Source organism: Streptomyces sp. NPDC014882 (genome assembly GCF_043081325.1).
In the GTDB taxonomy this organism is placed as follows: Bacteria; Actinomycetota; Actinomycetes; order Streptomycetales; family Streptomycetaceae; genus Streptomyces.
Genome location: NZ_JBIBWL010000015.1, coordinates 43,813 through 60,752 on the forward strand (window position 1 = coordinate 43,813; position 16,940 = coordinate 60,752).

17 protein-coding genes and 1 tRNA gene are annotated in these 16,940 nt (G+C 71.8%); 4 read left to right on the forward strand and 14 right to left on the reverse strand.

What is annotated here, in order from left to right; all coding sequences use genetic code 11:
- Positions 1-256: 256 nt before the first annotated feature.
- Entirely contained in the window at positions 257-466 is a 210-nt protein-coding gene (locus ACF09K_RS28110; RefSeq protein WP_030671993.1) for an AlpA family transcriptional regulator, read from the forward strand.
- Positions 463-1,827: a tyrosine-type recombinase/integrase gene (locus tag ACF09K_RS28115; RefSeq protein ID WP_392247901.1), complete on the forward strand. Its 1,365-nt coding sequence runs from the start codon at positions 463-465 to the stop codon at positions 1,825-1,827. Before ACF09K_RS28110 ends, ACF09K_RS28115 begins: the two co-directional genes overlap by 4 nt.
- A 153-nt stretch (positions 1,828-1,980) precedes the next feature.
- Here the strand turns inward: ACF09K_RS28115 and ACF09K_RS28120 are convergent.
- Positions 1,981-2,062 (reverse strand) — tRNA-Tyr (locus tag ACF09K_RS28120).
- A gap of 226 nt (positions 2,063-2,288) precedes the next feature.
- Between ACF09K_RS28120 and ACF09K_RS28125 the strand changes: the two genes are divergently transcribed.
- The gene (locus tag ACF09K_RS28125; RefSeq protein WP_382782494.1) at positions 2,289-2,777 is read left to right on the forward strand and encodes a YajQ family cyclic di-GMP-binding protein; all 489 of its coding nucleotides are present in this window, start codon (positions 2,289-2,291) and stop codon (positions 2,775-2,777) included.
- Between the two features lie 247 nt (positions 2,778-3,024).
- Here the strand turns inward: ACF09K_RS28125 and ACF09K_RS28130 are convergent, their stop codons facing one another.
- Entirely contained in the window at positions 3,025-3,291 is a 267-nt protein-coding gene (locus ACF09K_RS28130; protein ID WP_382782497.1) for a GlsB/YeaQ/YmgE family stress response membrane protein, read from the reverse strand.
- A 166-nt stretch (positions 3,292-3,457) separates the two neighbouring features.
- Here ACF09K_RS28130 and ACF09K_RS28135 point away from each other — a divergent pair, with 166 nt between their 5' ends.
- Positions 3,458-4,720, forward strand: a complete 1,263-nt coding sequence (locus ACF09K_RS28135) for an APC family permease (protein WP_392247904.1) — start codon at positions 3,458-3,460, stop codon at positions 4,718-4,720.
- A 334-nt stretch (positions 4,721-5,054) separates the two neighbouring features.
- Here the strand turns inward: ACF09K_RS28135 and ACF09K_RS28140 are convergent, their stop codons facing one another.
- From ACF09K_RS28140 to ACF09K_RS28195, 12 genes are all read right to left on the reverse strand, one after another.
- Positions 5,055-5,447, reverse strand: coding sequence for a YccF domain-containing protein (locus tag ACF09K_RS28140; protein WP_392247906.1), 393 nt, complete (start codon positions 5,445-5,447; stop codon positions 5,055-5,057).
- Positions 5,444-6,304, reverse strand: coding sequence for a zinc metalloprotease HtpX (htpX, locus tag ACF09K_RS28145; protein ID WP_392247908.1), 861 nt, complete (start codon positions 6,302-6,304; stop codon positions 5,444-5,446). The genes ACF09K_RS28140 and htpX overlap by 4 nt, the downstream gene beginning before the upstream one ends.
- Positions 6,305-6,487: 183 nt before the next feature.
- A complete protein-coding gene (locus ACF09K_RS28150) occupies positions 6,488-8,005 on the reverse strand; it encodes an NADH-quinone oxidoreductase subunit N (protein ID WP_392247910.1) in 1,518 nt (505 codons plus the stop codon).
- Positions 8,002-9,576, reverse strand: a complete 1,575-nt coding sequence (locus ACF09K_RS28155; protein WP_392247912.1) for a NuoM family protein — start codon at positions 9,574-9,576, stop codon at positions 8,002-8,004. Before ACF09K_RS28155 ends, ACF09K_RS28150 begins: the two co-directional genes overlap by 4 nt.
- 6 nt (positions 9,577-9,582) lie before the next feature.
- Positions 9,583-11,577 carry an NADH-quinone oxidoreductase subunit L gene (locus tag ACF09K_RS28160; protein WP_392247914.1) on the reverse strand — a complete coding sequence of 665 codons (1,995 nt, stop codon included), beginning with the start codon at positions 11,575-11,577 and terminating at the stop codon, positions 9,583-9,585.
- The gene (gene nuoK, locus ACF09K_RS28165) at positions 11,574-11,966 is read right to left on the reverse strand and encodes an NADH-quinone oxidoreductase subunit NuoK (protein ID WP_392247916.1); all 393 of its coding nucleotides are present in this window, start codon (positions 11,964-11,966) and stop codon (positions 11,574-11,576) included. Before nuoK ends, ACF09K_RS28160 begins: the two co-directional genes overlap by 4 nt.
- Positions 11,966-12,604, reverse strand: coding sequence for an NADH-quinone oxidoreductase subunit J (locus ACF09K_RS28170; protein WP_392247918.1), 639 nt, complete (start codon positions 12,602-12,604; stop codon positions 11,966-11,968). The genes nuoK and ACF09K_RS28170 overlap by 1 nt, the downstream gene beginning before the upstream one ends.
- Positions 12,601-13,185 (reverse strand): 4Fe-4S binding protein, encoded by a 585-nt coding sequence (locus ACF09K_RS28175; protein WP_392248154.1) that lies wholly within the window; start codon positions 13,183-13,185, stop codon positions 12,601-12,603. The genes ACF09K_RS28170 and ACF09K_RS28175 overlap by 4 nt, the downstream gene beginning before the upstream one ends.
- 110 nt (positions 13,186-13,295) lie before the next feature.
- Positions 13,296-14,264, reverse strand: a complete 969-nt coding sequence (locus ACF09K_RS28180) for an NADH-quinone oxidoreductase subunit H (protein WP_392247920.1) — start codon at positions 14,262-14,264, stop codon at positions 13,296-13,298.
- Positions 14,261-15,790 (reverse strand): NADH-quinone oxidoreductase subunit C, encoded by a 1,530-nt coding sequence (locus ACF09K_RS28185; protein ID WP_392247922.1) that lies wholly within the window; start codon positions 15,788-15,790, stop codon positions 14,261-14,263. Before ACF09K_RS28185 ends, ACF09K_RS28180 begins: the two co-directional genes overlap by 4 nt.
- The gene (locus tag ACF09K_RS28190) at positions 15,787-16,500 is read right to left on the reverse strand and encodes an NADH-quinone oxidoreductase subunit B (RefSeq protein WP_392247924.1); all 714 of its coding nucleotides are present in this window, start codon (positions 16,498-16,500) and stop codon (positions 15,787-15,789) included. The genes ACF09K_RS28185 and ACF09K_RS28190 overlap by 4 nt, the downstream gene beginning before the upstream one ends.
- Positions 16,491-16,886, reverse strand: coding sequence for an NADH-quinone oxidoreductase subunit A (locus tag ACF09K_RS28195; RefSeq protein WP_392248156.1), 396 nt, complete (start codon positions 16,884-16,886; stop codon positions 16,491-16,493). The genes ACF09K_RS28190 and ACF09K_RS28195 overlap by 10 nt, the downstream gene beginning before the upstream one ends.
- Positions 16,887-16,940 lie beyond the last annotated feature (54 nt).

The following is a 16,940-nucleotide window of genomic DNA, read 5'->3' on the forward strand; positions in this document are numbered from 1 at the left end:
GCGTCACCACAGGCCCCACAGACGGCCGCTCACCTGCGACAACGACGGGTGACGCAGACGGCGAATCCTGCGTCATCCCGCGTCATCAGCGTCACCCCGTGACGGGCGCCCGTGTCATCGGTGACGCAGGGCCCGGCCCGCTGCGTCACCAGAACCCGCAGGTCAGACGCCTGATTGACGCACGTGACGCGATGACGCAGAAATCCCCGCTTCGGACAGCACAGCCGACCCAGCCGCACAGGTATGGAGACTCAGCATGACCACGCCCACCCGGCGCCGCCGCACTCCGAAAGACGAATTGATCCCACTGCCAGAAGTGCTGGAAGAACTCGGCATCAGCCGCCCGACTTGGTACCGCTGGCGGGACCGTGGCCTTACTCCCGAGGCTCGCCGCACGCCGTCCGGCCGCATCTGCGTACGCCGCAGCGTCCTGGACGCCTTCAAGGACGAGTTGGAGGCCGCGTGACCGAGTGGAGCTACGCCGTCAAGTTCTGGGCCATCCGAAAGCGCAGCTACCGGAAGCCGTACCAACTGCGTTGGATGGTCGGCACCCGCGAACACGCGGAGTCGTTCCTCACCCAGGGCCTGGCCGACAGCCGCCGTTCGGAACTCATGACGGCGGCCCGGAAGGGTGAGCCGTTCGACGTGGAGAGCGGCCTCCCGAAGTCCATGGTCGAGCAGAACCGAGACATCTCCTGGTACGACCACGCGCGCAACTACATCGCGATGAAGTGGGACGACTCCCCCGGCAACACCCGGCGGACGTTGGCCGAAGCCATGGCGACCGTGACACCGGCGTTCGTGAAGGACACCAAGGGCATGCCCGACGCACGGACCGTACGGAGCGCTCTGTACGGGTGGGCGTTCAACAAGAACCGGTGGGAGGAGGAGCCGTCGGCCGAGGTGGCGCAAGTACTCGCCTGGTTCCAGCGGAAGTCGCTGCCCACGTCGGCCCTCACGGACCGGCTTCTGGTGAAAGCCGCGCTCAGGGCCCTGTCTAAAAGGTTGGACGGGAGGACGGCGGCCCCGGGGACGATCAGCCGCAAGCGTGCGATCTTCTACAACTCCCTTGAGTACGCGGTCGACGCCGAGTTGCTGACGGACAACCCCTTGGACCGCGTCAAGTGGAAAGCACCCGAGCAGGTCACGGAGGAAGTGGACCCGGCGTGCGTCCCGAATCCGGTGCAAGCCGCCAAGCTGCTGACCGCCGTGCGCGACCAGAGCAAACGGGGGCGCCGGCTCGCTGCGTTCTTCGGGTGCATGTACTACGCCGCCGCGCGGCCGGCGGAAGTGATCGGCCTGCGGGTCATGGACTGCGACCTGCCCCGGCGCGGGTGGGGCGTGCTCCGGCTGCATGAAACCCGCCCTCGGTCCGGCGCCGCGTGGACGGACAGCGGTGAGGCACACGAGAAGCGGGGCCTGAAGCACCGCCCCCGGAAGGCAGTGCGGCCCGTGCCGATCCCGCCGGAATTGGTCGCGCTGCTGCGATGGCACCTCACCGCATACGGCACCGCGCCGGACGGCCGCGTCTTCCAGACGCTGCGGGGTGGACTCGTGCAGGACACCGGATACGGGGAGGTGTGGGCTGAAGCGCGGTCGCGCGCGCTCACACCGGCCGAGTTCCACTCAGGGCTGGCGAAGCGGCCTTATGACCTTCGTCACGCCGCAGTGTCCACCTGGCTCAGCTCGGGCGTGGAACCACAGCTCGTGGCTGAGCGGGCGGGCCACAGTGTGGCTGTCCTCTTTCGCGTGTATGCCAAGTTCCTGAAGGACGGTGACGACGCGGCCAACGCCAAGATCTCCGCCCGGTTGCAACGGAGCGTCTGAAGCGGCGGAAATCCCGTCCGCGCTCCGTCCGCAGAATCCGAGACGGGGCGTTCGAACGCGAGACAGGGTGAGACACCCTGGCCCTCGGGGTGGCACATGACAAGAGGCCCGTGACCTGTTGATATCGCAGGTCACGGGCCTCTTGTTCCCATGTGGCGGCGCCAGGATTCGAACCTGGGAAGGCTGAGCCGGCAGATTTACAGTCTGCTCCCTTTGGCCGCTCGGGCACACCGCCGGGTTTGCCGCCGTTCGAACCGCTTTTCCGCGGTGCTCTCCGGCAACGACGTAAACGATACCTGATGGGGAGGGGTGCTTCGCCACCCGGATTCCTCACCGCCACGGCCGGGCCGGGTGGCTAGGCTTGTCCGGATGCGGCCCGCGTCCCACGCCGGGCTCGACGGCAGCCCCACACACGCCGACACGCATCCGATACGCACCCCGATATCAAGGAGCCACAGGACATGGCCGACTCCAGTTTCGACATCGTCTCGAAGGTCGAGCGGCAGGAGGTCGACAACGCCCTCAACCAGGCCGCCAAGGAGATCTCCCAGCGCTACGACTTCAAGGGCGTCGGCGCCTCGATCTCGTGGTCCGGAGAAAAGATCCTCATGGAGGCGAACTCCGAGGACCGGGTGAACGCCGTCCTCGACGTCTTCCAGTCGAAGCTGATCAAGCGCGGGATCTCGCTGAAGGCGCTGGAGGCGGGCGAGCCCCAGCTCTCCGGCAAGGAGTACAAGCTCTTCGCGGAGATCAAGGAGGGCATCTCCCAGGACAACGCGAAGAAGGTCGCCAAGCTCATCCGCGACGAGGGCCCCAAGGGCGTCAAGGCCCAGGTCCAGGGCGACGAACTGCGCGTCAGCTCCAAGAGCCGTGACGACCTGCAGGCCGTCATCTCCCTGTTGAAGGGTCAGGACTTCGACTTCGCACTGCAGTTCGTGAACTACCGGTAGGTCCTGACCTCCCCGGGGCCTGGCCGCCCTGGCAGTTCTGGCGGCCCCGGCAGCGGGACGGAAGGGCGGGCGCCACGGCAGCGGTCGCTCCGCCCGTCCGTCCCGGTGGACGGACGGGCGGCGGGCGGGGACGGGCGACGGGTACGGCGGGCGCGGACGGGCTACGGGTACGGCGGGCGCGGACGGGCGACGGGTACGGCGGGTGGGCCGGAGAGCCGGCACCGATGCCGGAACGACGGGGTCGCGGTCAGTCCCGCGAGTTGCCGAACAGGATGCGGTAGGCGATCAGGAGCACCAGCGAGCCGCCGATCGCCGCCGCCCAGGTGGCGCCGTCGTAGAAGTCCTTGGTGATGGGGTGGTCCAGCCAGCGGGCCGATATCCAACCGCCGGTGAACGCGCCCGCCACGCCGATGACGGTGGTGCCGATGAAGCCGCCCGGGTCCCGGCCCGGCAGCAGTACCTTGGCGATGACCCCGGCCAACAGCCCCAGAATGATCCAGCTGATGATGCTCATGTCCTGACCCTGCCCTTCCGCGTTGTGCCCGCACCCTCCCGGAGCTGTGTTCTCGCTCCCGTCGGGCCGTGCGTCCGCACGCCGGTCACGGCCCGTTCGCGCGGTGTCGCCGGGGACGACGCCCTGGCGGCGCCCGGTGGTTCCCCGGCTCAGTAGGGTGCGCACCATGACACAGTCCGGATCGGCCGCCGAGCTGCGGCGCACCCTGGGCGTCGGGGACGCCGTGGTCATCGGGCTCGGTTCGATGGTCGGCGCCGGCATCTTCGCCGCTCTCGCGCCCGCCGCCCGTGCCGCCGGTTCCGGGCTGCTGCTCGGACTCGCGCTCGCCGCCGTGATCGCCTACTGCAATGCCATGTCGTCGGCCCGTCTGGCCGCCTTGTACCCGGCCTCGGGCGGCACCTACGTGTACGGGCGCGAACGGCTCGGCCCGTTCTGGGGATATCTCGCGGGCTGGTCCTTCGTGGTCGGCAAGACGGCCTCCTGCGCGGCGATGGCGCTGACGGTCGGGGCGTACGTCTGGCCGGAGCAGGCGCACGCGGTGGCGGTCGCGGCCGTGGTGGTGCTGACCGCGGTGAACTACGGCGGGGTCCACAAGTCGGCCTGGCTGACGCGGCTGATCGTGGCGGTGGTCCTGGCGGTCCTCGCTTCCGTGGTCGTCGTGTGTCTGGGCTCCGGGCAGTCCGACGCCGGGCGGCTGGACATCGGGGCCTCCGGAGGGCTCGGCGGGGTTCTGGAGGCCGCCGGCCTGCTGTTCTTCGCCTTCGCCGGGTACGCGCGCATCGCGACCCTCGGTGAGGAGGTGCGGGATCCGGCGCGGACGATCCCCCGTGCGATCCCGCTCGCGCTCGGCATCGCGCTGGCCGTGTACGTGTGCGTGGCGGTCGCCGTCCTTTCGGTGCTGGGGTCGGAGGATCTCGGGCGGGCTGCCGCGCCGCTGGCGGACGCGGTGCGTGCCGCTGGTGTGCCGGGGCTGGTGCCGGTGGTCCGGGTGGGGGCCGCCGTGGCAGCCCTGGGTTCGCTGCTGGCCCTGATCCTGGGTGTCTCCCGGACCACGCTGGCCATGGCCCGGGACCGGCATCTGCCCGGCGCGCTGTCGGCCGTGCATCCGCGCTTCCGGGTGCCGCACCGGGCCGAGCTGGCCGTGGGCGCGGTGGTCGCGGTCCTCGCCGCCACGGTGGACGTGCGCGGCGCGATCGGTTTCTCCTCCTTCGGTGTGCTGGCGTACTACGCGGTGGCCAACGCGTCGGCGTGGACCCTGGATCCTGCCCCGGTGAGGCGGGCGGTGCCGGCGGTGGGCCTCCTCGGCTGCCTGGTCCTGGCGTTCGCGCTGCCGGGGACCTCGGTGGTCGCGGGGGCGGGTGTGCTGGTGGTGGGTGTGGTCGCGTACGCGGTGCGGGCACGGGTGGGTGCGGGGAGAGGCCAGGAGTAGGAGAGCGGTCCGGAGCGCCGGTCGGCGGGGTGCCGGCGGGGCTGTGGGCGAGAGTGCCCGTGACGCCGTACGTCAGCGGGCGCGGCCCCGTGGAGCCGGCACCCTCACGCCCGCTGCCCGGTGTGTCCGTGCCCGGGTGGCCCGGGTGGCCCCGGTATGCGGGACGCCCGGTGCGGTCGGGGGTGGGCCCGGGATCCTGTCGGCGGGGTCTTCGTCCGCTCGTTCTCCGTCATGTGTTCATGGTGCGGGCTGCCGCCGGCGTCCGGGGCGGCCTGTGGAAAACCGGCGGGCTGTGGACGACTCCGCTCCGACCGCCGTGGTCGGCGGACGGCGGTCAGCGTGCGGCGAACGGCTGGTCCGTGGGCACGATCTCGCGGCCCAGCGGGAACAGCGAGACCGGGATCAGCTTGAAGTTGGCGATGCCGAACGGGATGCCGATGATCGTGAGGCACAGGGCGATGCCGGTGACGATGTGGGTGAGGGCCAGCCACCAGCCGGCGAGCACCAGCCAGAGGACGTTCCCGATACAGGACGGGGCTCCCGCGTCACGGCGCTCGACCGTCGTGTACCCGAAGGGCCAGAGGGCGTAGACGCCGATGCGGAAGGCCGCGACGCCGAACGGGATGCCGATGACGGTGACGCACAGCAGCAGGCCCGCGAACACGTACCCGAGGAACAGCCAGAAGCCGCTGAGGATGAGCCATATGACGTTCAGGATGGTCTTCACTGGTGTCCTGCCATCTTCTCGAGACGGGCGATGCGCTCCGCCATCGGCGGATGCGTCGAAAACATCTTGGACAGGCCCTGGCCCGGGCGGAACGGGTTCGCGATCATCATGTGGCTCGCGGTCTCGAGGCGGGGTTCCGGCGGCAGCGGGAGCTGTCTGGTGCCCAGTTCGAGCTTGCGCAGGGCACCGGCGAGGGCCAGGGGGTCGCCGGTGAGCTGGGCGCCGGAGGCGTCGGCCTCGTACTCGCGGGAGCGGCTGATGGCCATCTGGATGAGGCCGGCGGCGAGCGGGCCGAGGATCATGATCAGCAGCATGCCGAGGATGCCGGGGCCGTCGTCGTCGTTGGACCGTCCCACGGGGATCAGCCAGGCGAAGTTGACCAGGAACATGATGACCGAGGCGAGGGCGCCGGCCACCGAGGAGATGAGGATGTCGCGGTTGTAGACGTGGCTCAGCTCGTGGCCGATGACGCCGCGCAGTTCGCGCTCGTCGAGGAGGCGCAGGATGCCCTCCGTGCAACACACGGCGGCGTTGCGCGGGTTGCGGCCGGTGGCGAAGGCGTTGGGTGCCTCGGTCGGGGAGATGTACAGGCGGGGCATGGGCTGGCGGGCCTGGGTGGAGAGCTCGCGGACCATGCGGTACAGGCCGGGGGCCTCGAACTCGCTCACGGGGCGGGCGCGCATGGCGCGCAGGGCCAGCTTGTCGCTGTTCCAGTACGCGTACGCGTTGGTGCCGAGCGCGATGAGGACCGCGACGACGAGCCCCGTGCGGCCGAAGAAGCTGCCGATGACGATGATGAGTGCGGACAGTCCCCCGAGGAGTACTGCGGTCCTGAGCCCGTTGTGCCGGCGGTGCACGGTACGCCCTCCAAGTCGTGCGGCAGGGGAACCCTTCGCTTGCGGATCTTGCCTTCTGATCTGCGGTTCCGCTGGTGTCGTGGTGCCACGTCCAGTGGAACCTCCCGTTTTGGACAACGCCAGACGGCGGCCCCGGGTTCCCCTGTGCTCCCGGCGGCGGGCGTGGGCCGTCCGGGTGACGGTTCAGAAGAGGGCGGTGTCGGCGAAGCGCAGTGCCAGTTGCGGGGCGCCGGAGAGGGCGACCCCGAGGACCGCGGTGAGGGCGATCGCGACGGTGAGGGGCGCGGGGACGGGATGCCTGCCGGTCTCGCCCTCGGGGGCGCGGAAGAGGAGCGCCGTCCACCGGAGGTAGTAGTACAGGGCGATCACGACGTTGGCCGCCATGACGACGGCGAGCCAGCCGAGGCCGGCGTCGACGGCGGCCGAGAAGACGGTGACCTTCGCGAAGAGTCCGATGATGCCGGGCGGCAGTCCGGCGAGGCAGAGCAGGAAGAAGGCCAGGACGAGCGCGGAGAGCGGGTTCCTGGCGTACAGGCCCTGGTAGTCCGTGACGCGGTTCGCGGCGTGGGTGCGGCCGACCAGGGCCGCGACGGCGAAGGCGCCCAGGTTCACGGCGGCGTACATGAGGGCGTAGGCGACGGTGGAGCCGACGGCGTGCTCGGGGTCGTCGGAGTACGCGGCGGCGGCGATCGGGACGAGGAGGTAGCCGGCCTGCCCGACGGAGGACCAGGCGAGCAGGCGTACGGCGCTGTACGCGCGCGTGGCCTGCTGGCGGAGTGCGCCGACGTTGCCGACGGTCATGGTGAGGGCGGCCAGTGCGGCCAGCGCGGGGCCCCAGACGTCGGCGTACGACGGGAAGGCGACGACCGTGACGAGGATGAGGCCGGAGAAGCCCACCGCCTTGCCGACGACCGACAGGTAGGCGGCGATGGGGAGGGGCGCGCCGACGTAGGTGTCGGGGACCCAGAAGTGGAAGGGGACGGCGGCCGTCTTGAAGGCGAAGCCGACGAGGGTGAGGACGACGCCGGTCCGGGCGAGGGTGTGCAGTTGCCCGTCGACGCCCTGGATGCGGTCGGCCACCTGGGTGAGGTACAGGGTGCCGGTGGTGGCGTAGACGAAGCTGATGCCGAGGAGGCTGACGGCGGTCGCGGTGACGGACGACAGGAAGAACTTCAGGGCCGCTTCGGAGGAGCGGCGGTCGCCGTGCCGGATGCCGACGAGGGCGAAGGCGGGCAGGGAGGCGACCTCGAGGGCGACGACGAGGGTGGCGAGGTCGCGGGAGGCGGGCAGGAGGGCCGCGCCGGCGGCGGAGGACAGGAGCAGGAACCAGAACTCGCCCTCGGGGAGCCGTCCGCGCTCGTCCTTGAGGGCGGTGACCGACAGGAGGGCGGCCAGCAGCGCTCCGCCCAGCACCAGGAACTGGATGACGAGGGTGAAGTGGTCGGCCGTGTAGCTGCACGCGCGTGTGTCGCCGGTCAGGCAGAAGGTGGAGCGGTCGCTGTCCAGGAGCGGCAGCAGGAGGGCGGTGGCGGCGGCGAGTCCCGCGACGGAGAGCCAGCCCAGGAGCGGCTTGCGGCGGTCGGGCACGAACAGGTCGGCGACGAGGACGGCGAGTGCGACGACCGCCGTGAGGGTGGGCGGGGCGATGGCGAGCCAGTCGACGGACTGGACGAGCGAGGGGGCGGCGGTGAGGTGGCTCATCGGTTGCCTCCTGCGAGGAGCTGCTGCACGGCCGGGTCGGTCAGGCCGAGGAGCGCCTTGGGCCAGAGGCCGGCGACGACGGTGAGGACGACGAGCGGTGTCCAGGCCGCGAACTCGTAGGTGCGGACGTCGGTGAGGCGCGGGGCGTCCTGCGGGGCGGCTCCCATGCAGACGCGGCGGACCACGACGAGGAGGTAGGCCGCGGTCAGGAGCGTCCCGAAGGCGGCGATCGCGGTGAAGGCGAGGAAGGCGGGACGGCTGAGGTCGTCGGCGGGGTCGAAGGCGCCGAACAGGGCCAGCATCTCGCCCCAGAACCCGGCGAGGCCGGGCAGGCCGAGGGAGGCGACCGCGGCGAAGGCGAGGAGGCCGCCGAGGCGGGGTGCCTTGCCGTAGAGGGCGGCGCCGGTCTCCTGCGCGAGGGTGTCCAGGTCGGTGGTGCCGGTGCGGTCCTTCAGGGCGCCGACCAGGAAGAACAGCAGGCCGGTGATGAGGCCGTGGGCGATGTTGGCGAAGAGGGCGCCGTTGACGCCGGTCGGGGTCGTGGAGGCGATGCCGAGCAGGACGAAGCCCATGTGGCCGACGGAGGAGTAGGCGATCAGGCGTTTGAGGTCGCCCTTGGCGCCCTCTTTGGCGAGGGCGAGGCAGGCCAGGGAGCCGTAGATGATGCCGGCGACGGCGAGGGCGGCGAGGTAGGGCGCGAAGGTGTGGAAGCCGTCGGGCGCGACCGGGAGGACGATCCGGACGAAACCGTACGTTCCCATCTTGAGCAGGACGCCGGCGAGCAGGACCGAGCCGACGGTCGGGGCGGCGGTGTGGGCGTCCGGCAGCCAGCTGTGCAGGGGCCACATCGGGGTCTTCACCGCGAGCCCGATCCCGATCGCCAGAACGGCGATGACCTGCACGGACGTGGTCAGGGACCGGCCGTTGTCAGTGGCGAGTGCCACCATGTCGAAGGTGCCCGCCCTGATTCCGATCAGGAGCAGGCCGAGCAGCATGACCACGGATCCGAGCAGCGTGTACAGGATGAACTTCCAGGCCGCCCGGGTCCGGCCCGCGCCGCCCCAGCGGGCGATGAGGAAGTACATCGGGATCAGGACCGTCTCGAAGGCGAGGAAGAACAGCAGCAGGTCGAGGACGGCGAAGGTGGCGAGGGTGCCGGCCTCGAGGACGAGCAGGAGCGCGACGAAGGCCTTCGGGCTCGGGCCCGCGGGCGGGTTGAAGTACGAGTAGAGCGCGCACAGGAAGGTCAGCAGCGCGGTCAGGACCAGGAGGGGGAGGGAGATGCCGTCGATGCCGAGGTGGATGCGCACGTCGAGTGCGGGGATCCAGCTGATGTCGGTCGTGGCCTGCATCTTCGACGGCTGGTCGTGGTCGAAGCCGAGCGCGAGGACGGTCGCGGCGACGAGGATCGCGCCGGTCACGGTGACGCCGTGCCGCAGGACGGCCTGCTCGGGCGACTTCCCCTTCAGCCCGGGCGGGGCGGGCAGGAGGGCGGCGGCAGCGCCGAGGAGCGGCCCGGCCACGATCAATGCCAGAAGGAACTGCATCAGGGACTCACTGATATCGATCACGCCTGCTCACGCTCCCGTGGCGACGAGGACGGCGGCGACCACCAGGACGACGGTGCCGGCGAGCAGCGCGCTCACATAGGTCTGGACGTTGCCGGTCTGGGCGCGCCGTACGGCGGCGCCGAGCCAGCGGGGCAGGGTGCCCGCGCCGCGCACGTAGGTGTCGACGACCTCGCGGTCGAGGAACCGGACGAGGCTTGCCGCGGCCTGCACCGGGCGGACGAACACGGTGGTGTAAAAGGCGTCCAGGTGGAAGCCGGTGGCCGCGTGGCGGTGCAGGGGGCCGAGCAGGAGCCGTCCGGGGTCTGCCGGGTCGGGCGCGGAGGCCAGGTTCCCGTAGGCGGGTGCGTGGGTCGCGATGGCCTCGGCCTCGACGAGTCCGGCGTCGCCCTCGGGGTGGGCGGCGACGGCGCCGAGCGGGAAGCGGGCCGCGAGCGCGGTGGTGTGCCGCCAGGCGCTGTAGACGGCCAGGCCGCCGACGAGGGCCAGGCCGGTGCCGAGGACGGAGGTGGTGAGGGTCGGGGCGAGATCACGGCCGTCGAACCAGTCGGGCAGCGAGCGGTAGGCGAACCCGCCGAGGGCGAGGGACGGGACGGCGAGGACCCACAGCACCACGGTCATCGTCAGCGGCTGGCGGCCGTGGTCGGGTGCCTCGGCCCCGTGGCCGCGGAAGGCCAGCAGCCACAGCCGGGTCGCGTAGGCGGCGGTGAGGACGGCGGTGAGCAGGCCGGCGACGAGGACGATCCAGCCGGCCGCGGCGGGGGCGTGCTCGGTGTGGCCGGTGGAGACGTGCTCGGCGGCGCCGAGGACGGTCTCCTTGGAGAAGAAGCCGCTGAAGGGCGGGATCGCGGCGAGCGCGAGGAGGGCCACGGTCATCGTCCAGAAGGCGTCCGGGACGCGGTCGCGCAGGCCGGTCGTGCGGGACATGGCGGCCAGCGAGTTGGTGCCGGCGGCGTGGATGACCACGCCGGCCGCGAGGAACAGCAGGGCCTTGAAGGCGCCGTGGGAGAGGAGGTGGAAGACGGCGGCACCGCGGTCGCCGACGGCGAGGGCGCCGGTCATGTAGCCGAGTTGGCCGATCGTCGAGTAGGCGAGGACCCGCTTGATGTCGTCCTGGGCGAGCGCGGCGAGACCCGAGCCGGCCATGGTGACGGCGGCCATGACGGCGAGGACGACCATCGCGGCCCGGGATGCCTCGAACACCGGGAGGAGACGGGCGACGAAGTAGACGCCGGCCGCGACCATGGTCGCGGCGTGGATGAGCGCGGAGACGGGTGTCGGACCGGCCATCGCGTCCGGGAGCCAGGTGTGCAGCGGGAACTGCGCCGACTTGCCGGCCACACCGGCCAGGAGCAGCAGGGCGATGAGCGTCGGGTGGCCGAGTCCGCCGTGGGCGACCGTGGCGAGGACCTCGGTGATCCGGAAGGAGCCGGCGTCGGTGGCGAGGGCGAGCAGACCGATGAGGAAGGGGACGTCGCCGAGCTTGGTGACGAGGAAGGCCTTGATGGAGGCGGCGCGGGCCTCCGGGGTCTCCCAGTAGTGGCCGACCAGGAAGTAGGAGCAGATGCCCATCACTTCCCAGCCGACCAGCAGCACGATCAGGTCGCCCGAGTAGACGACGAGGAACATCGCGGAGGTGAACAGGGAGACGAGGGCGGCGTAGGAGGGGTAGCGCGGGTCGTCGCGCAGGTAGCCGGTCGAGTAGATCTGCACGCAGGTGGCGACGAGGCCGACCAGGACGGCGACGAGGGCGGCGAAGCCGTCGACGTGCAGGGCGAGTTCGATCGGGACGGAGCCGGTGGGCGTCAGCTCGGTGGCGGCGTCGACGGCCGCGTCCCCGCCCTGGCGCACCGCGACGGTCGCGGCCAGTACGAGGGAGGCGAGGGCCGGCAGGACGGCGAGCGGGCGCACGAAGCCGGGGGCGGTGCGGCCGAGGAGCAGGCCGGCGACGGCGCCGAGGAACGGCAGGAGGGGGACGAGGACGGCGAGGGTGGTCGTGGTCACGCGGTGGCCTCAGCCTTCTCGGCCGTGGGGGCGGTGCCGTCGGCGGGCTCATCGCTCTCGGCGCTCTCGTGGCCCTCGGCGGTGTCGCGGAGCTTGTCGATGTCCGCGGTGCCGCGGTTGCGGTGGACGGCGAGGACGATCGCCAGGCCGATGCCGATCTCGGCGGCGGCGATGGCGATGGTGAACAGGGTCAGGGCCTGACCGGAGTGCAGGGTCTCCTCGGCGGTCCGGCTGAGCCAGACGTCGAAGGCGACGAGGTTCAGGTTGACGGCGTTGAGCATCAGCTCGACCGACATCAGGACCAGGATCGCGTTGCGGCGGGCGAGGACGCCGTACAGGCCGGTGCAGAAGAGGAGGGCGGAGAGGACGGCGGGACAGGCGAGGTGCATCAGCGGGTGCCTTCCTGCTCGGCCGGGTTTTTCCGGGCATCCGGGACGGACGGGGAACTCTTGCCGGTGGCTCGGGAGTTCAGAGGGGGAGAGCTCGACTCCGCCTTCGCCTTGCGGGACAGGACGATCGCGCCGACCAGGGCCGCGAGGAGCAGGACGGAGAGGGCCTCGAAGGGGAGCACCCAGTTCTGGAAGAGGCTCGCGCCGGTGGCCTGGGTGGAGCCGGCGGCCGGGCCGTCGAGGTCGATCCAGGTGGCGCGGAAGGCGTCGACGACGACCCAGACGAGGGCGGCCGCGGCGGCGACGGCGACCGTGAGGGCGGCCCAGCGGTTGCCGGAGTCCGCGTCCGGGGAGCGGCCGATGGGCGCTCTGGTGAGCATCAGACCGAAGAGGAGGAGGACGACGACGGAGCCCACGTAGATCAGCACCTGCACCCAGGCGATGAACTCCGCGGTGAGCAGGAGGTATTCGACGGCGAGGCCGCCGAGGGCCACGACCAGCCAGAGGGCGGCGTGCACCAGCTGCTTGGTGGTGACGGTGACGAGGGCGGCGCCGAAGGTCACCAGGCCGACGAGGACGAAGGCGATCTCCACCCCGGTCGGGGAGAGGAAGCCGTGGGGTGCCTGAGCGAGGGTCACGCCTCGCCTCCCTGAGGGTTGTCCGGTCCGGGCGGAACGGCCCGGCCGGCCCGGGTGTCCCGCGTCGCCGGGGTGGTCGGTGGCGCCGGTGCGGTCCCCGTCTCCGGGGTGGTCCGAGCGGCAGCCAGCTTCTCGGCCGTCTTGCGGGCGGCGGCGATCTCCTTCGGCTCCTCCGCACCGGGGTCGAGGGCGGGCGGGGCCGGCACGGTCCACATCCACTCGCGGAGCTTGTCCCGTTCGTGGGTGAGTTCGCGGATGTCGGTCTCGGCGTACTCGAACTCCGGGGACCAGAACAGCGCGTCGAAGGGACAGACTTCGATGCAGATGCCGCAGTACATGCACAGGGAGAAGTCGATGGCGAAGCGGTCGAGGACGTTGCGGCTGCGTTCGCGGCCGCCGGGCGTCGCCGCCGGGACCGTCTCCTTGTGGGAGTCGATGTAGATGCACCAGTCCGGGCACTCGCGGGCGCACAGCATGCAGACCGTGCAGTTCTCCTCGAACAGGCCGATCACACCGCGGGTGCGGGGCGGGAGGTCGGGCTGGGTGTCCGGGTACTGCTCGGTGACGGTCTTCCGCGTCATCGTGCGGAGGGTGACGGCCAGGCCCTTGGCGAGGCCGGAGCCGGGGATCGACAGACGGGGCCGCGCGGCGGGCGTCGTCGGGTGGCGGTGGTCGGGTGACGGGCGGGACATCAGGAGATCACCACCTTGACGACGCCGGTGAGGGCGATCTGGGCGAGGGAGAGGGGGACGAGGAGGGTCCAGGACAGTTTCTGGAGCTGGTCCTCGCGCAGGCGGGGATAGGTGACGCGCAGCCAGATCACGACGAAGGCGAGGACGGCGGACTTCAGCAGGGTCCAGACCCAGCCCAGGCCGTCGGCGCCCCAGGGTCCGTGCCAGCCGCCCAGGAAGAGGACGGTGGTCAGACCGCACAGGACGACGATTCCGGCGTACTCGGCGAGGAGGAACAGGGCGAAGCGGAGGCCGGTGTACTCGGTGTAGGCGCCGAAGATGATCTCCGAGTCGGCGACGGGCATGTCGAACGGGGGGCGCTGGAGTTCGGCGAGGCCGGCGACGAAGAAGACGAGCGCGCCGACGATCTGCCAGGGCAGCCACCACCACTCGAAGGCGTCGACGATTCCGGGGAGGGACACCGTGCCCGCCGCCATGGCGACGGAGGCGGCGGTGAGCAGCATCGGAAGTTCGTAGGCGAGGAGCTGGGCGGCGGTGCGCAGGCCGCCGAGGAGGGAGAACTTGTTGGCGCTGGCCCAGCCGGCCATGAGCGAGCCGAGGACGCCGACGCCCATGACGGCCAGGACGAAGAAGACGCCGGCGTCGACGGCCTCGCCGACGGCGCTCTCGCCGGGACCGACGGGGATGGCGAGGAGGACCAGGAGGTACGGGAGCAGGGCCACGGCGGGGGCCAGCTGGAAGATACGGCGGTCCGCGCCCGCGGGGACGATGTCCTCCTTCTGCGCGAACTTCACACCGTCCGCGATGAGCTGGGCCCAGCCGTGGAAGCCGCCGGCGTACATCGGGCCGAGACGGCCCTGCATGTGGGCCATCACCTTGTGCTCGGCCTGACCGACGATCAGGGGGAAGGTGAGGAAGACGACGAAGACGATCAGGAGTCGCAGGGCGACGTCGAGAGCGTCGTTCACTGCGGGCCTCCTCGGGGGTTCGCGGGGGTGTCGTTGTCGGGTGTGTCGTCGTCCGGGGTGTCGTTGTCGGACGGGTCGGTCTCGGGGCGGCCGTTCCCCGGGGCGGGGGCGGGTGCGGCGTCCGGGGTGTCCGAGCGATCCGGGTGATCCGGGTGATCCGGGTCGGGCTCGGGGTGTCTCGGGTCCCGTTGCGGATCGTCGAACGCCGGGCGGGCGTGGTGCCAGGGTGCGTCGGCGCTGCGGGGGGCCTGCGCGCGGCGGGACGCTCCGCCACCGGTGGCCGACCGACGGCCGGCGGGCCCCTCGGACTCGGCCGACGCGGCCGACGGCGCCGTGTCGCGCGGAACCGCAGGGGGCTCCGGTGCCTCCCGTGTCTCCCGTGTCTCCGGAGACGCGGGATCTTCGCCCGGAGACGTCTCCCCCGGAGGCACACCCTCTGTCCGTTGGGAGGCTGACCCCCCGCTCGCGCTCCGGGCGCGGCGGGGACCGGTGCCGGAGGCGCTCCGGGGAGTGGTCGGAGCCGAGGCGCCCTCGGTTCCGGCCGCCGACGGGGTGCGCGGCCCGGCGGTGGGCCGGGGCTGGGGCGAGGTCCGGTCGGACGACTGGCTCACCGAGCCCTCGGCGGCCGTCCGCGCTCGTCGTGCGGGGCGTGCGGGTGCGGCGGGCGGTGTCTCCGCGGAAGTCGCGGGCGGTGTCGTCGCGGAAGCGGTGGGAGGCGCCTCCGTGGCCGCCGCGGTGGGGCGGTCTGCCGCCGGGCTCGCCGTTTCGCCCGCCGCTCGGCCCGCTTCCCGCCCCGTCGGCTGGTTCTCCGGCTGCTTCTCCGGCCGGCCGGCCGTCTGGCCGGCGGAGCCCTCGGAGGCCGTTCGCGCTCGCCGGACCGGGCGGTCGCCTGCCGGGCGGGCCGGGCGGTCGCCGGGAGCCCGGGGGGTTCGGGCGGGGCGGCTCGGGGCCGGGGGGAGCTGTCCCTTCAAAGGGCCCCATTCGTTGGGGTCGGGGACTCCCGGAGGGAGCATCTGGCGGCGCTTGGGGCCGCCGTGCTCGGACTCGCCGGGTTCCTTCGCGCCGGGCCAGGCCTTGGCGACGCGGGCGGCGAGGACGAAGTCCTTGCGGAGGGGGTGGCCCTCGAAGTTCTCGGGGAGGAGGAGGTGGTCCAGGGCCGGATGGTCGTCGAAGACGACGCCGAACATCTCGTGGGTCTCGCGTTCGTGCCAGGCCGCACCCGCGTAGACGTCCACGGCGGAGGCGAGCCTCGGGGCCTCGTGCGGGACCGTCGTGCGCAGCAGCAGCCGGCGGACCGGCGCCAGGGCGACGACGTGGGCCGAGACGCGGAAGCCGGTGCCGGGTTCGTCGACCGCGCTGAGCCAGTCGAAGTAGGTGCAGGACAGCCGGTCGCGGGCCGCCAGCAGTGCCGCGGTCCAGGACTGCGGCGGTACGTCGACGGTCAGGACCTCGTACGACTCCTCGGCGGTGGCGTCCGGGCCGAAGAGTTCCCCGGCGGGGGCGGGGAGCCAGCCGACGGTGGTCATCGGGCGCCCCCCTCCGTGTCTCCGTTCGCGTCTCCGTTCGCGTCTCCGCCCGCGGCCGGCGGCCGGACGAGCCCGCTCTGGAGGGCCGCCGTAGAGGGACGGTCGGCGACGGCGGCGTAGCGCTCCCCCAGCGACTCGCGGGCGATCTTCTCCTGGAGCTTGAGGATGCCCTGGAGCAGCGCCTCGGGGCGCGGCGGACAGCCGGGGACGTACACGTCGACGGGGATGATCTGGTCGACGCCCTTGGTGACGGAGTACGAGTCCCAGTACGGTCCGCCGCAGTTGCTGCACGCGCCGAAGGAGATGACGTACTTCGGCTCGGGCATCTGCTCGTAGAGGCGCTTGACGGCCGGGGCCATCTTGTCCGTGACCGTGCCGGAGACGACCATCAGGTCGGCCTGGCGCGGGCCCGGCGCGAAGGGGATGACGCCCAGGCGGATGAAGTCGTGGCGGGCCATGGACGCGGCGATGAACTCGATCGCGCAGCAGGCGAGGCCGAAGTTGAAGACCCAGAGCGAGTAGCGGCGGCCCCAGTTCAGGACGACCTTCATCGGCTCCGGGGCGAGACGGGCGAGGGCGCCGAGCCTCCCCCGCTCCTGGCTCCGCTCGGCCGGGGGGATCGTCACCGGCTCGGGGATCGTCACCGGCTCGGGGAGCAGCACCGGCTCGGGAGTCGCCGCCGGCTCGGGGGTGGGCGGGTTCACGTCCATGTCAGGACGCCCTTCTTGTAGGCGTACAGCAGGCCCACGGCCAGGAAGCCGAGGAAGACGAACATCTCCACGAGCGTGGCCGCGCCGTAGCCGGGGGCGGCGAAGACCGTCGCCCAGGGGAACAGGAAGATCGAGTCGACGGCGAAGATGACGTAGAGGAAGGCGTAGACGTAGTAGCGGACCTGGGTGTGGGCCCAGCCCTCGCCGACGGGGTCGACGCCGCACTCGTACGTCAGGAGTTTCTCGGGGGTGGGGACCACGGGGCGCAGCAGGCGGCCCGCGCCGAACGCGACCGCGACGAAGAGCACGCCGATGACGGCGAGGAGTCCGACGACCGCGTAGGAGTCGAAGTAGTCCGACGCCACGGCGACCGTCGGTTCCCTCAGCGCTGCTTGCGACGACTGCGGCACGGTCCGTCCCTCGCTCCCCGACCCGACCTC